At 42.4% G+C, this 13,866-nt stretch carries 14 protein-coding genes; 7 read left to right on the top strand and 7 right to left on the bottom strand.

What is annotated here, in order from left to right:
* The first annotated feature begins 14 nt into the window (after positions 1-14).
* Together ACP14Y_RS07480 and ACP14Y_RS07475 are read left to right on the top strand one after the other, a co-directional pair.
* Positions 15-1,109, top strand: a complete 1,095-nt coding sequence (locus tag ACP14Y_RS07480; RefSeq protein WP_424962336.1) for a type III polyketide synthase — start codon at positions 15-17, stop codon at positions 1,107-1,109.
* Positions 1,102-1,788 (top strand): methyltransferase domain-containing protein, encoded by a 687-nt coding sequence (locus ACP14Y_RS07475; RefSeq protein WP_424962335.1) that lies wholly within the window; start codon positions 1,102-1,104, stop codon positions 1,786-1,788. Before ACP14Y_RS07480 ends, ACP14Y_RS07475 begins: the two co-directional genes overlap by 8 nt.
* Here the strand turns inward: ACP14Y_RS07475 and ACP14Y_RS07470 are convergent, their stop codons facing one another.
* The gene (locus ACP14Y_RS07470) at positions 1,789-2,394 is read right to left on the bottom strand and encodes an EF-hand domain-containing protein (RefSeq protein ID WP_424962334.1); all 606 of its coding nucleotides are present in this window, start codon (positions 2,392-2,394) and stop codon (positions 1,789-1,791) included.
* Positions 2,395-2,465: 71 nt separating this feature from the next.
* Here ACP14Y_RS07470 and ACP14Y_RS07465 point away from each other — a divergent pair, with 71 nt between their 5' ends.
* The 3 genes from ACP14Y_RS07465 to ACP14Y_RS07455 all read left to right on the top strand — a co-directional run bounded on the left by ACP14Y_RS07465 (position 2,466) and on the right by ACP14Y_RS07455 (position 6,334).
* Positions 2,466-4,004 (top strand): aldehyde dehydrogenase family protein, encoded by a 1,539-nt coding sequence (locus ACP14Y_RS07465; RefSeq protein ID WP_424962333.1) that lies wholly within the window; start codon positions 2,466-2,468, stop codon positions 4,002-4,004.
* Positions 4,005-4,472: 468 nt separating this feature from the next.
* Positions 4,473-5,003 carry a YceI family protein gene (locus tag ACP14Y_RS07460; RefSeq protein ID WP_424962332.1) on the top strand — a complete coding sequence of 177 codons (531 nt, stop codon included), beginning with the start codon at positions 4,473-4,475 and terminating at the stop codon, positions 5,001-5,003.
* 26 nt (positions 5,004-5,029) lie between these two features.
* Positions 5,030-6,334 (top strand): hypothetical protein, encoded by a 1,305-nt coding sequence (locus ACP14Y_RS07455; protein WP_424962331.1) that lies wholly within the window; start codon positions 5,030-5,032, stop codon positions 6,332-6,334.
* Positions 6,335-6,382: 48 nt separating this feature from the next.
* On the opposite strand, the gene ACP14Y_RS07450 is transcribed toward ACP14Y_RS07455, so the two are convergent.
* From ACP14Y_RS07450 to ACP14Y_RS07425, 6 genes are all read right to left on the bottom strand, one after another.
* Positions 6,383-7,000 (bottom strand): hypothetical protein, encoded by a 618-nt coding sequence (locus ACP14Y_RS07450; protein ID WP_424962330.1) that lies wholly within the window; start codon positions 6,998-7,000, stop codon positions 6,383-6,385.
* Between the two features lie 57 nt (positions 7,001-7,057).
* Positions 7,058-8,737, bottom strand: a complete 1,680-nt coding sequence (locus ACP14Y_RS07445) for a formate--tetrahydrofolate ligase (protein ID WP_424962329.1) — start codon at positions 8,735-8,737, stop codon at positions 7,058-7,060.
* Between the two features lie 103 nt (positions 8,738-8,840).
* A complete protein-coding gene (locus tag ACP14Y_RS07440; RefSeq protein ID WP_424962328.1) occupies positions 8,841-9,392 on the bottom strand; it encodes a DinB family protein in 552 nt (183 codons plus the stop codon).
* Between the two features lie 66 nt (positions 9,393-9,458).
* Positions 9,459-10,037 (bottom strand): Crp/Fnr family transcriptional regulator, encoded by a 579-nt coding sequence (locus ACP14Y_RS07435; RefSeq protein WP_424962327.1) that lies wholly within the window; start codon positions 10,035-10,037, stop codon positions 9,459-9,461.
* Positions 10,038-10,151: 114 nt separating this feature from the next.
* Positions 10,152-11,732 carry a YHYH protein gene (locus ACP14Y_RS07430; RefSeq protein ID WP_424962326.1) on the bottom strand — a complete coding sequence of 527 codons (1,581 nt, stop codon included), beginning with the start codon at positions 11,730-11,732 and terminating at the stop codon, positions 10,152-10,154.
* 2 nt (positions 11,733-11,734) lie between these two features.
* Positions 11,735-12,205: a DUF6702 family protein gene (locus ACP14Y_RS07425; protein ID WP_424962325.1), complete on the bottom strand. Its 471-nt coding sequence runs from the start codon at positions 12,203-12,205 to the stop codon at positions 11,735-11,737.
* A gap of 145 nt (positions 12,206-12,350) precedes the next feature.
* On the opposite strand from ACP14Y_RS07425, the gene ACP14Y_RS07420 reads away from it, so the two are divergent.
* Together ACP14Y_RS07420 and ACP14Y_RS07415 are read left to right on the top strand one after the other, a co-directional pair.
* The gene (locus ACP14Y_RS07420) at positions 12,351-12,875 is read left to right on the top strand and encodes an RNA polymerase sigma factor (protein ID WP_424962324.1); all 525 of its coding nucleotides are present in this window, start codon (positions 12,351-12,353) and stop codon (positions 12,873-12,875) included.
* 49 nt (positions 12,876-12,924) lie between these two features.
* Entirely contained in the window at positions 12,925-13,866 is a 942-nt protein-coding gene (locus ACP14Y_RS07415) for a FecR family protein (RefSeq protein ID WP_424962323.1), read from the top strand.

Genomic DNA, 13,866 nt, shown 5'->3' with positions numbered 1-13,866 from the left:
ATGAACTACTTGCAATGCCCACATATATAAACACGATAGAAACTGCGCTTCCCGCAAATTTGGCTGATCAAAATCAGATTGCTGATTTCATGGTAGATCACCTGGGGCTGGATGAAAAGGAAGAACGGAAACTGCGTGTTTTGTATCGTGCAAGTGGGATTAAGCAACGCTACTCCGTCTTAAGGGATTTTGCTGAAAACCTGAACGGGCAGAGCTTTTTCAAAGAAGATGCTTTCCCCTCCGCTAAGCCTCGCATGCTGATCTATCAAAAACATGCGATCAATCTGGCAAAGCAAGCCAGTGAAAAGTCCATTGGTGCCAGCGAAATAGATAAAGATCAGATCACGCACCTAATCGCTGTAAGTTGTACTGGAATGTACGCACCCGGGCTGGATATTGAATTAATCGAGCATCTGGGATTGTCGACATCTACGCAACGGACATCCATCAATTTTATGGGATGCTATGCCGCATTTAATGCAATGAAAGTGGCTAACAATATCATCACGTCAAATCAAGATGCTAAGGTGCTGATCGTTTGCGTAGAGCTTTGCAGCATTCATCTGCAGGAAAAAAAGGATGATGAAAACCTATTAGCCAATGCCATATTTGGTGATGGAGCTGCTGCGATGATTTTAACATCAAGCCCTTCGCCTAAATCGCTAGAAATGCGGAATTTCTTTAGTGATCTGGCGCTCGATGCACGTGATGAGATGGGATGGTATATCGGGGATCATGGGTTTGAAATGCATCTAAGCAGTAAAGTGCCGGATGTAATCAAAGAAGGAATTGGCGAGCTGACTAACCGCTTATTGGAGAAGATTCAGCTTGAGGTTGCTGACATTGATTTCTTTGCGATCCACCCCGGAGGGAAGCGCATATTAGATGTCATTGAAGCCAAGCTTTCTATCACCAAGGAGCAAAATGCAGCTGCACGAGAAATTTTAAGAACCCACGGAAACATGTCCTCACCAACGGTACTTTTTGTCATCAAAAAAATACTTGAAGGCATGACTCCCGATGATAACCAGAAGCATCTATTGAGTTTTGCCTTTGGTCCGGGGTTGACGATGGAGAGTGCGGTGTTAAAAACACATATTGATGCTTAAGCACCGATCGGACGAGGTTGAGATCATGGATGACCTTTCCATTTCCGGTGAGGTGGTTAATCAAACTTTGAGGGAACTAAATACGATCAATAGAAGACTGGGCGGTAATCGAATAAGTGTTTCTGCTTTTAAAAAACTGGCAAAGGGGAAGAAGAAAGTATCCCTTGCTGACCTGGGTTGTGGGGGTGGAGATATTTTGGTGCAAATGGCAAGGTGGGGTAGAAAAGAAGGGATTGACGCTTCTTTTGTCGGGATAGATGCTAATAAAAATATTGTCGAGTATGCCACAGCACACACGAATGAATACCCTGAAATAACCTATCAAGCCATCAATATCTTTAGTGATGAGTTCAAATCCCAGTCATTCGATATCATCCATTGCTGCTTGTTTGTTCATCATTTCACCAGCCAGCAGCTGGCAACTTTATTTCGTCAGTTTAGAAAACAAGCGAAGGTTGGAGTGATCATTAATGACCTGCACAGGCACCCATTAGCTTATTGGAGTATTACGTTACTCACCTCTTTATTTTCAAAATCTTTAATGGTGAGAAATGACGCAGCTATTTCAGTGGCGCGTGGATTTAAGAGAGGAGAATTAACAGAAATATTGGAGCAGGCAGGAATTACGGAGTATTCTTTGAGTTGGAAATGGGCTTTTCGGTGGAAGCTGATTTTTTGATTATCGCCATTCACCAAAAATCAGGTTACCCTTCGCCTCAGGGTCACCAGATTTAAAGAAATTGTTGAGCCCCTCGACCATCTCATCTGCAGATATAAATTTATCATCGTTCGTATCTAATTCCTCAAAGCCCTGGATGGCCATTTTTTGTGGGATATTGTAAATAGTGAGCATATTAGCATATTCCTCCTGAGAAATCAGTCTATCCTTATTCATATCGAAAAGGTCAAAAATATGCCTTGATGTTCGCTGGATGTAATGATCCAAGATACCCTCATCTTCTGATTCTATCTGATCCCTGAAGAAAGCGATCCAATCCCAAAGTGTAAGACTAAGTTCAGGATTGTGTAAGTCCGTCAGCAATTGAACAAATAATCGGTGTGACTTAAGTAAAATCACCCGGGCACTTCGCGATTCTTCACTCAGTCTCAACTGCGCAACAATCTTTTTCCCAACGTTTACGAAATCGTTTGGCTGAAGCTGCCCATTCCGATCGATATCTAACACATTAAAGAGGTGATGAACCTTTCTTTTTTGTGTCTCAGAAAACACGAATCGGGGGCTGGTAGATGTTTTGGTGGTAGCGCTCCCCATTTTATCCTTCACAATTTACAAAAATATTTCCACCCTTCAACGCATTTCTTAGCTTTGCGATCCAATTTTAACAACAACACAACATGTCCCAGGATATTCAGAGTATTTTAAGAAAGCTCGAGGTAGAAACAGATAATAAAGGAGCAGCCATTGGAAATAAGTGGCTGAGTACTTCAGGTAAAAAGCTGGCCTCTTACTCTCCAGTAGACGGAAAAGTGATTGCTAACGTAGATCTTGCCGATGAAAAAGCGTACGATCAGGTAATTAAAGAAGCAGAGGAAGCCTTTAAAGATTGGCGCTTGCTCCCGGCACCACAAAGAGGTGAAATTGTGCGTCAGCTTGGAAATGAACTTCGGGAATACAAGCAAGAGCTGGGCTCACTGGTTTCTTATGAGATGGGAAAATCCCTTCAGGAAGGACTCGGTGAAGTACAGGAGATGATTGATATCTGTGACTTTGCAGTAGGATTGTCCCGGCAGCTCTATGGGCTGACCATGCACTCTGAGCGTCCTTCTCATCGAATGTACGAGCAGTGGCATCCGCTTGGCGTGGTAGGAATCATTTCTGCCTTCAATTTCCCGGTTGCAGTGTGGTCCTGGAATGCTGCGATTGCCTGGGTATGCGGTGATGTCTGCGTATGGAAGCCATCGGAGAAGGCTCCAATTTCAGCAATCGCATGTCAAAAAATTGCACAAAGAGTATTTGAAAAGAACAACATCCACCCAGGGGTATGTGGTCTGGTGATTGGTGATGCTGAGATTGGTAAAAAGCTTGCGGCAGACACAAGAGTGCCATTGATTTCTGCTACTGGATCTACCCGAATGGGTAAAGCAGTCGGAGAGGTGGTTGGAGCAAGGCTGGGTAAACACATCCTTGAGCTTGGAGGAAACAATGCGATTATCATCTCGGAGCATGCTGATTTGAATCTGGTGGTCCCGGGAGCGGTGTTTGGTGCCGTAGGTACTGCAGGACAAAGATGTACTTCCACCCGAAGATTGATAATACACGAGAGTGTTTATGAAGAAGTGAAAGAGAAATTGAAGAATGCATACAGTCAATTAAGAATCGGGGATCCATTGGATGAAAACAACCATGTAGGACCATTGATCGATACTGATGCGGTGAAGATGTACCAATCAGCTATAGAGAAAGTGAAAGCTGAAGGAGGAAAGACTGTGATTGATGGAGAGGTGCTTTCGGGTGAGGGATACGAGTCCGGCTGCTACGTGAAGCCTGCCATTTTTGAAGTAGAGAATGATTATGAGATCGTTTGCAATGAAACATTCGCACCGATACTTTATGTGATTAAATACTCTACGATTGAGGAGGCAATTGAAATGCAAAATGCAGTGCCTCAGGGATTGTCTTCGGCTATTATGACCACCAATATCAGAGAGTCTGAGCTCTTCCTTTCACACGCAGGTTCTGATTGCGGTATCGCAAATGTAAATATTGGAACGTCTGGAGCTGAGATTGGTGGAGCTTTCGGTGGTGAAAAGGAAACCGGAGGAGGGCGAGAGTCCGGTTCAGATGCATGGAAGGCTTATATGAGACGTCAGACAAACACCATAAACTATTCCACTGAGCTGCCATTGGCACAGGGGATTAAATTTGAGCTTTAATAGAGCTGGTAAAATAGCAACCCGAATAGGGTGAAAACAATAATGAACAGAAAGGTCTGCCTAGTGCGGACCTTTCTTTGTTTTGCATGAAATCTAGCTAGAAATAAACGCTTCTTTTCAAGGTCAAATGTTTTCGTCTTTTCAAATACTTTCTTCTTGACATAGAAATAATTATTCTCCTGGTAAATTTTTTTGAGTGACTTTTTACCATTCTTCAAGAGTCCCCGGTTGTTTCTAAAGGACTTTACCATAAAGTCCATCATCCCTGATCCTCCTCCCATCATAGCAATATTCTGCTACTAAATGAGCTCAATAAAGCTTTAAAATAGTACCTGTCAAATGTCATCTTTTCTCCTTATTAAAGTCATATAAAGCGTTGCGAAAGGTCATCTATTCAATTGAGGTCGGTCATAATACCCGCATTCCACGCCCTCTAATTTAGCGCTTGAAAATCAAAATAATCAAGTGATGAAATACTTATTGATACTTGCGGCTTTAACTGGCTTTTTCAGTTTTGGGCAAATTAACCTGAATGCTGAGAAGAGTTCTATGATTATCGCAGGCACTTCCTCCCTGCATGACTGGAAGATGTCTGTTGAAGACTTTGATGTTAGCGGATCGATTGTGGATAATGAGGTGCAGAACCTTAAAGTAGCGGTAGTTGCTAAATCAATGAAAAGCGGCAAATCGATCATGGATGGTAAAGCCTATGATGCGGTAAAAGCAGATGATTATCCAACGATTTTATTCTCTGCCAAAACATTAAGCATCAAGGGTGAAAAGGTTATCGGGAAAGGGACGCTTGAGATCGGTGGAGAGTCACGAGCTATTGATTTGGACGCCAAAATTCTAAAAAATATGGGATCCGAGATGCAATTGACAGGATCGGTTTCGCTGAAGATGACAGACTTCAATATTTCACCTCCTACGGCCATGTTCGGCACGCTGAAAACAGGAGATGAGATCACCATTAACTATGACATTTCAATAACGAATTAATTTATTCATTAAAACAACCTGAAACTATGACAAACTCATTTTTCAAACATGTACTAGTGGCATTCATGCTTTTCGGTACGATAGCAGTATATGCCCAATTGCCTTCAATTCAGTACTACAGGTACAATGATTTGAGAGGCTGGAATGTCTTCGAAACAAGTAAAGAAGACACAGTAAAGTATGACGGATTTAGAGTCCGTGTAGGAGGTGGTTTTGCTATGCAATTCCAGGGAATCTCTCAGTCTAATGACAGTGGACTAACAGGCACAGATAATGGCGGGAATACAGTGCCATTGGATTTTGTGGATCTGGATAACAACATGACATTACCTACTGCAAACTTGAACTTTGATGTTCAGTTAGAGGATGGATTGAGAATGCACTTAAGAACTTATTTGTCTTCTCGTCACCATCCGGAGGCTTACGTGAAAGGTGGATACTTACAAATTGATAAACTAGACTTTGTAAGTCCGGGGTTCATGAGTGGTCTAATGGACAAAATGACCATTCGTGTGGGTATGGATGAGATCAACTACGGCGATACGCACTTTAGAAGATCAGATAATGCCAGAGCTCTTTTCAATCCATTTGTTGGAAACTATATCATGGATGCCTTTACAACTGAACCATTTATGGAATTTACTTACCAATCCAATGGCTTTATCGGTGTGCTTGGTATGAGCAATGGACGACTAAATCAGGAACCGGTTCCAGGTGACGATGGAAGAGTATTCTACGGGAAGCTTGGATACGATAAGCAAATGAATGATGACCTGAGATTGAGAATTACCGGATCTTTCTATAACAGTAGTGATGGAAGTACCAGAGATTATCTATACGGAGGTGACCGGGCTGGAGCGAGATACTACAGTGTTTTACATACTGTATCTGATGGCAATATTGGCAGAGGGCCAAGTGACTTTGAACCAAGATGGAATCCTGGCTTCTCTTCACACACAGCTATTATGATCAACCCATTTGTGAAATTCAACGGACTGGAATTCTTCGGAGTGTATGAAAATACAAGCAATGGTGATGATGCAGGGGGTAGCTACAGCCAAATTGGTGCTGAGTTGCTATACAGATTCGGAGAGAGCGAGCGAGTATTCCTGGGAGGTAGATACAACTCTGTTAGCGGAGAGGCTGCCGATGGTGCTGCCACTCAGGATATCAAAAGAACAAACCTCGGTTTTGGCTGGTTTATGACGAGAAATGTGATGATGAAAGGTGAATATGTGACCAGCAAATATGATGGTGATGGATTTACAGGAACGAAACTTCAGGGAGCTGAGTTTGACGGAGTTGTAATCGAAGCAGTGATTCAATTCTAGACTGACTCATACTTAATGGATGAGAGCCGCTCTTTTGAGCGGCTTTTTTTATATGGAAGAAACTCGCATACCGATTTCGAATGCAATGGAGATGTCATTTGTCACTTTGATCATTCCAAACATCTTTGTTGGGGGTTCAATATAGAAATCGGTCATTAGCAAGTCTTTGTCTCCCACTAGTGTCATGTGAGCTGAAGAATGATTAATCACCTTCCCACCTTCGATCTTGATTTTTTTTCTCACTCCGGCTAACAGTACTTCCACTTCGGCATCTACATCCAACTGTTCAAAGGCATCATTGTGGGGGTGAAGAGTAATGGATTTTAGCTCCAGGTATAGGTAGGGTTCATCATCTGCTTTTAGTAGTTCCTGAAAGTCCCTATTCATAGCGGATATACCGCATTCGAATTGATCCACGCGGTATTTCAATATTAGCCCTTCGAATTCCAGTTTTTTGTTTAGCCAGATGTTTTTGACCACAATGGAATCATTCAAAGATGGCTGGTCCATGCTACAGCTAAACTTATTGATATTCGTCTGGCCATGGATAGTGATCGAGCTGGCCACAATGGAAACCTGATGATAATTTGCTGAACCATTTTGAGCCGAAGCAGCAAGCGATGCTAACACCACAGCAATGAAACAAGATACCTTGCTCGTAATCATAACATAATGTTATACAATACTAAGACAATAGGCAATCATCTTGCTAGGGAAGGCTATTCAGAACAGTCCGCTAATATTTCCTTTCTCGTCAATATCAATATTTTCAGCTGCCGGAATTACTGGAAGTCCAGGCATTCTTAGCATTTTTCCGGTTATTGGAATAATAAAACCAGCACCAGCCGCAATCTCCACTTCTCTTACATTCAAGGTAAAGTTTGTAGGTCGCCCATATGAAGCGGCATCATCGGAAAATGAGTTTTGTGTTTTTGCCATACATACCGGAAAGTGAGAAAATCCTAATGCTTCTGCCCGCCTTAAAATTGCATTTGCACTTGGGCTATAGGCAATTTTGTTTGCACCGTATATCCGCTCGGCAATAGACTTTATTTTTTCTTTGAAAGTGGATTCCAATGAATATGTTGGTTTAAAATCCCCCTGACATGTCTCAGCAGCTGCTACGACTTTTTCCGCTAAAGTTTCCATTCCGGCACCACCACTAGCCCATCCATCAGATTGGGCTACCTCCACAGCATGTGCTTTGCACCTGTCCACAATTCGTTTCATTTCTCCCTCGGTATCGGAAGTAAACCTATTGATGGCGACTACTACAGGCACCCCAAATGACTTAATGTTTTCAATGTGTTTTTCCAGATTCTCAAGTCCGGCCTCTACTGCTTCTATGTTAGGTTTTTGTAAGTCTTCTTTCTTAACTCCACCATGATATTTGAGCGCCCTTACAGTAGCAACCAGTACTACCGCCTTTGGACTGATACCTCCGGCACGGCATTTTATGTTAAAAAACTTTTCCGCCCCAAGGTCTGCCCCAAATCCAGCTTCTGTCACCACATATTCAGATAATGACAATCCCATTTTCGTTCCAATGAGAGAGTTGGTGCCCTGGGCGATGTTAGCAAATGGACCCCCATGAATGATGGCTGGGTTTCCTTCCAGCGTCTGCACCAGATTAGGTTTGACGGCATCTTTTAGCAATGCAGCCATGGCACCATGGGCATTTAGGTCTTTTGCAAAAATGGCCTCCCCACTAAATGTATCACCCACGTAGATATTGCCCATCCGTTCCTTTAGATCAGGCAGGTCTTTTGCCAGGCATAAGATTGCCATGATCTCTGATGCAGCAGTGATGTTAAACCCGGATTCCTGAAGGAACCCACCTTTTTTCCCGCCCAGTCCTGTGATGACATGCCTGAGGGATCGATCGTTCATATCCATGGCCCATCGCCACTTGACGGTCCTGGGATCTATTCCCAGGTTTCTTGATCTGCCGTAAATGTTATTATCGATCAGTGCCGAAAGCAGGTTGTTTGCCTTTTCTATGGCAGCAAAATCTCCGTTAAAATGGAGGTTGATGTCCTCCATAGGAATGAGCTGGGAGTAGCCGCCTCCGGTTGCACCCCCCTTGATTCCAAAGACAGGTCCAAGTGATGGTTCTCGCAATACGGCTACAGCGTTTTTTCCTATACGATTGAGCCCATCAGTTAGCCCCACTGAAACAGTGGTCTTCCCCTCTCCGGCAGGAGTAGGGGTTATAGCAGTGACCAGAATCATCTTATTCTTGCTGACACGCTCTTCCTGAATATAGGAGAGAGGAATTTTTGCTTTATAGCGCCCATATTGCTCTATTTCACCATTGGTCAGGTTTAGCTTTTTAGCAATTTCTTCTATGGGTCTGAGGGTGGCTGCCTGAGCGATCTTCAGGTCCGGACTTTCTGTGCTCATTGGGATCGTATGTTGTTTTGCGACAGCAAATTAGGTTTCGGTGCAGTCACATAACATGATGATTGTCAATCAGAAAGCTGTTAATAGTCTTCTTAAAGAATAGTCATTCGATTGCTTCAGCAATCTGAATCATGTGTCGTTCTTCATGCACCAAAAGAAACTCAAAACACTCTGGAACAAAGAACTTTACTTTTTCACCTAAAGCCGTTGGGACTTTTACGTTTTTCAGGTTTTTTGTTCTGGCGTCTTTAATCAAATCATTAAATGTCTCTTTGTTCTGGAGGTAAGTTTCAATGGTTTTGTTCAATTCTTCTGGAGCCACGGCCGGACGAAAGAAATCAAACGTCTTCATTTTGAATCGACGCTTTTTTCCCTTGGGTCTGTTCGTATAAATGGAAAGCCTACCTAAAAGAGTACGCCTCATCTGAGGCATCTCGTTTTGTGGGAGTTCATCCGCAGCGTCTATTGCTTTTCTGAAGTTATCAAGGTAAACATCGTATACCTTGTTGAGGTGTTCCACTACTTCGATCGCCGACCATTTTTTAGGGTTTTCTTTTTTGGTAAGAATATTTTCGTTCAGGTTGGCAATGTCTCCTTTAATGTAGTTTTTGATCCGGTTAGAGTCTTGCAGCAATTTTTCGTAGTTGGCTTCCATTTGGTTTTTGTTTTTGACGAATCAAAACTCTGCCATTTGGACAAGATAAAAATTGATCTGGATCAATTAATCACGTAGTGCTCGCAATCGGCTAAAAGTCTCAGGTGTCATATTGAGATAGCTGGCAAGGTACTTCTGGGGAATTTCCAGTAGCTCAGGAGGGCACCTTTTTATAAATGCATCAAATCGCTTCTTTGCCGAATAGGTAGAAAGCTCGGCCTCTCGTGAGATTCGACCCAAAAGTATATCTTCCATAAAATGAGCACGCCACTGATAGAATTCAGGAAAGCGATGAAAAAGCTCATCAAAGTCTGGTTTGGTGATCCCGATCAACTTTGAAGGGGTAAGCGCCTCTAAGAAAAAATTGGATGGTTCGTTACGAATAAATGAGTCAAATGCTCCGGACGGTGAGCCTTTGAATGAAAATCCGAAGATCACTTTTTCACCCTTTTCATTAAGCAGATAAATGGCCTGTACGCCGGAAAGCACAAAATAGAAATAGCGCGCATATCCCCCACTTTCTACGATCATTTTCCTGGCAGCATACTCCTTTGGCTTGAATTTTTGAAAAAGAAATTCACAGGCTTCCTCACTAATGGAAATGTACTTGCCGAAAGTGGATTGGAGCAGCTCTTCTTTTTGCATAAGTGAATTTAGCTAAGAAAGTAAAAAAGCGACCCATTGCTGAGCCGCTCTATATGCACCCGAGAGGGTGCTCCGCCTTAGTAATTCACTACCACTATGAATTATCTTGATAGTTTACTTACCTATTTTCCAGTCTTCTGCTGGGGTACCGAAAAAGCAGTTTGGAGTGACCGGAAAGTTAGTGGTGATGACATAGTAATACGTTCCGTTGGGGTATTCTGGCGTTACCCCAGTTCGTCCGTTGCACTCATCCAGATCACCCAAACCTTCCACATACTCATAATCCTGAATGTAGCTTCCGTCATGGTTGCCATCCGGGTAGTCTTCACCGGCTGTTCCAACGCCTGTTCTGGCACCACTTTTTATTCGGTAACTTGATTGTAATTCCACAATTATGCTCGTAGGATCATCAGAGTCAGAATATCCATACTTATAGTATATGGGAAATCCATCTGCGGCAAAACCATAGATCAATGAATGGCGCGACCCATCTTCCACTTCTGCCAGGCCGGCAATATCTCCGTGATAATGATAATTTCCTGCAGAGGTGACATGTGCCCCATAAGCATCCAGATCTGTTTCACCCTCTTCTGTTACCTTGGCTTGCCACTCCCAATTCTCTTCACCAGTGTCTGGGTTTTCCCATGGCTTAAGCCCCATCGGGTGAAACTCAACTCCATTGGTAGCGATTCCAAACTGCCAGAAATTGTCGTTGGATGGTGTTGGTGGACCAGTCTCATCGTAAACATATATTGCGCTTCCGGTATAGCTTGGAGAAAGGTTCAGCTCCCTCGTTACTTCAATGGCTGTAGGATCGGCATTAGGGAAATTGCCCACTGCATGATTAGCCAATTGGTTTGAAGAAATGATCCTTAAATCTGTGGTGATCTCAAAGCAAACTTGTCCCTCTGTGGTGCTGGTTGTCACACAAACATCTGTGCTGCTTGAAACCGGGTCAAATGAATTGTCAAAAGAACCCCCTGTTACAGGAACCACCTTGAAGTAATAATCACTGCTATATTGTAATAAGGATGCCGTTACAGAGGTAATACTGTTGCCATTGTAAATGACCTGCTCACTATAGCCAAGGTATGTGGTACTGGCAAGTGTGTTGCTACCAGCTGAAATATCTGAAAATGAATTTTCTTTATTGATTAAAACTAAATAACTGTCCGCACCTGTATCGGTCCAGTCAGTAATTGTAATGGTGCTGCCTGATGCTGATCCAAATGAAATATTCATTTCGGCTTCAGCATCATCTTCGTCATTGTCGGTAATCGTAAGGGTCAATGAGGTGTTTGACCCTAGGGATAGGGATGAAGGAAGATTCCCCAATGTAAGGACGATCGTCTCATCATTTTCAATTTCAGAATCATCTACGATTGTTATGGTAGCATCTCCAGTTGTCTCATCAGCGCCAATGATCACAGAGGATTCATTTAGGGAAAAGTCGCTATTTTCTGTAGCAGTACCGGATAGTGAAAAAGGGATGGTAAGGTCTCCTCCGGAGGTATTGGCAACACTCAACGTAATCGCGAACGAAACAGAACCGACATCCTCAGCTACTGTGGATGAAGAGCTCATGACACTCACGGAAGCAGAAAACTCGTCAGTGATATCACCATCCGAATCTCCACCACACCCGATAAACAGAAATGTCCCAAATGTCAGAATTATGATTATATAATTTTTCATGATTAATAGATTGCTGTTGTTGATGTTCTCTTGCTGTTTAGTCGAAAGGACCTAATTCGATCGTTGAGTTTAAGTTTCATGATATTGTCCTGATCTGGAATTAGATCTACCATGCAGGTGTTGGTCATCCGTATCTCGGTTACCTCAGATACGCTAATGTTTAGACTGCCCTGCAGGTGGATATTGAAATCGTTTAATTTGATTTTGTTAATTGTGAATGAAGTGCACTCATCGTTTACCTGAATGGCGATTTTGCATTGCAGGTATTCAAACGCATGTGCTTCAAGGTTTTCCGATGTGATTTCTGACCCGAATTCTTGTGAAAGTGTGGATAGAAAGTCTTCTTTATCCAAGGAAACAATCATCTTCAGTTCGGATTGTTCCTCGTAAATCTCGAAAATGGCCATTTTGATGTCATGGCTATATCCGAAATGAAGTAGTAGCCAAAGCATCATACTAAATACAGATTTCATTTTTTGTTGGTTGCTTAGATAGATGACGAGAGGTTAGTGAAATACCCTACTGTGTAGTTAAGTAGTAAGTGGAGCAATGATTAATGCATTGAATAAATGTGAATGCAATTACTTTTGTCGATAAACCAACTCAAACCAACCCAAAGTGAAGCGATCATTATGTGAGGAAGATGTATTCCATCAGGAGTATGTCGGTCATGAGCTAAAAATCAGAAACTTTCTATTTTATAAACTGGGGGACCTGGAAAAAGCGAGGGATTTTACCCAGGAAACCTTTATAAGACTATGGAACAATTGTGCCAAGGTGGCAATCGAAAAAACGCTGGGATTTCTTTATACTACCGCTAACCGATTGTTTCTGGATCATTACGATCATCAAAAAGTAGTTCTAAAGTTTGAATATCGAATGGATCGATCAGAAGATCAGATGGAACAAAATCCGGAGTTCCTTTACGAGGAGAAGGAATTTAAAGGACGACTGGAGACTGCCGTTTCAGGTTTGCCAGAAAAGCAGCGGGTAGTTTTTCTGATGAGCAGGATCGATAAATATAAAAACAGGGAGATTGCAGAGATAATGGATATTTCTATTAAAACGGTGGAAAAACACATAAGTGGTGCAGTGAAATCCTTGAAAGAAAACCTGGACGAACTTTCCAATTTAAAAGTCTGATGGAGGGTTTTTTAATGTTTCCTCTTTATAAGGTCAAGATATTGTAACTATGGACGAAAACTTATCAAAATGGCTAAATGGCGAAATCACCGATGATGAGCTCATTGAAAGTATCGGGCGTGAAGAAGCTTTGAAATATATCCAGATCGTAGGGGAGGTTGATCAATGGGTTCCGGATCACTCGCGCAAGTTATTTGACCCTAAAGAGATCACCTCACAGCCAAAAGCTAAAGTACGAACTATGCGTCCATGGTTTAGCTATGCTGCGGCGGCAGTTCTTCTTTTGTCTATCATTTCTTATTTCTGGGTCATCATGAGTGATAGTATGGTTTCATATTCTTCTCAGGTAGGGGAGGTCAGAGCCATTGAGTTACCGGATGGGTCTATGGTTACACTTGCACCAAACTCAAAGATTTCGTGGGATGAGAAGGAATGGGATAATGTGGTAGCTATGAAAGAAAAGAGGCTTAAATCCGGAAGTGCCCGAAGAAAATTGAAACTAAGAGGAAAGGCCCTTTTTGATGTAGAAAAAGGTGCTCCTTTTAGTGTAGAGTCTTCCACAGGTACGGTCAAGGTACTCGGAACAATATTCGAAGTTGATGATTTTGAGGAAGGAATGAATGTCATTTGCTATGAAGGAAAGGTTGAGGCCAAACCCAAGCGAAAGAGTAAGTCCGTGATTATTTCCAGGGGTGAAGGCCACCTTTATTTTAAAGGAAAATGGGAGGGTAAGGTCCGTGTGCGAGGGAATGCACCCGAGTGGCTTCAAAATCAAACCAAATTTGAAAATGCACCATTGGCACAAGTCATAAAATCACTGGAGAAACTCTATGGAATCACAATAGAAAAAGGCAAGGCAAATACATCAAGACGGTTTACCGGAACCATACCCAATGACAATCTGGATGTGGCTCTAAGAATTGTTTTTTCACCTTTTAAAATTGAATACAGCAGGCAGGGTAAAAAGGTGATATTAACCGCGTCGAATTAA

This window comes from Ekhidna sp., assembly GCF_965247405.1.
In the GTDB taxonomy this organism is placed as follows: Bacteria; Bacteroidota; Bacteroidia; order Cytophagales; family Cyclobacteriaceae; genus Ekhidna.
The sequence above is the reverse complement of the archived record's forward strand: the minus strand, read 5'-3'. Positions and strand labels throughout refer to the sequence as shown.

Coding starts and splice junctions, on each gene's coding strand:
- ACP14Y_RS07480 (WP_424962336.1), top strand. CDS start 15: ATGCCCACATATATAAACACGATAGAAACTGCGCTTCCCGCAAATTTG.
- ACP14Y_RS07475 (WP_424962335.1), top strand. CDS start 1,102: ATGCTTAAGCACCGATCGGACGAGGTTGAGATCATGGATGACCTTTCC.
- ACP14Y_RS07465 (WP_424962333.1), top strand. CDS start 2,466: ATGTCCCAGGATATTCAGAGTATTTTAAGAAAGCTCGAGGTAGAAACA.
- ACP14Y_RS07460 (WP_424962332.1), top strand. CDS start 4,473: ATGAAATACTTATTGATACTTGCGGCTTTAACTGGCTTTTTCAGTTTT.
- ACP14Y_RS07455 (WP_424962331.1), top strand. CDS start 5,030: ATGACAAACTCATTTTTCAAACATGTACTAGTGGCATTCATGCTTTTC.
- ACP14Y_RS07450 (WP_424962330.1), bottom strand. CDS start 7,000: ATGATTACGAGCAAGGTATCTTGTTTCATTGCTGTGGTGTTAGCATCG.
- ACP14Y_RS07445 (WP_424962329.1), bottom strand. CDS start 8,737: ATGAGCACAGAAAGTCCGGACCTGAAGATCGCTCAGGCAGCCACCCTC.
- ACP14Y_RS07440 (WP_424962328.1), bottom strand. CDS start 9,392: ATGGAAGCCAACTACGAAAAATTGCTGCAAGACTCTAACCGGATCAAA.
- ACP14Y_RS07435 (WP_424962327.1), bottom strand. CDS start 10,037: ATGCAAAAAGAAGAGCTGCTCCAATCCACTTTCGGCAAGTACATTTCC.
- ACP14Y_RS07430 (WP_424962326.1), bottom strand. CDS start 11,732: ATGAAAAATTATATAATCATAATTCTGACATTTGGGACATTTCTGTTT.
- ACP14Y_RS07425 (WP_424962325.1), bottom strand. CDS start 12,205: ATGAAATCTGTATTTAGTATGATGCTTTGGCTACTACTTCATTTCGGA.
- ACP14Y_RS07415 (WP_424962323.1), top strand. CDS start 12,925: ATGGACGAAAACTTATCAAAATGGCTAAATGGCGAAATCACCGATGAT.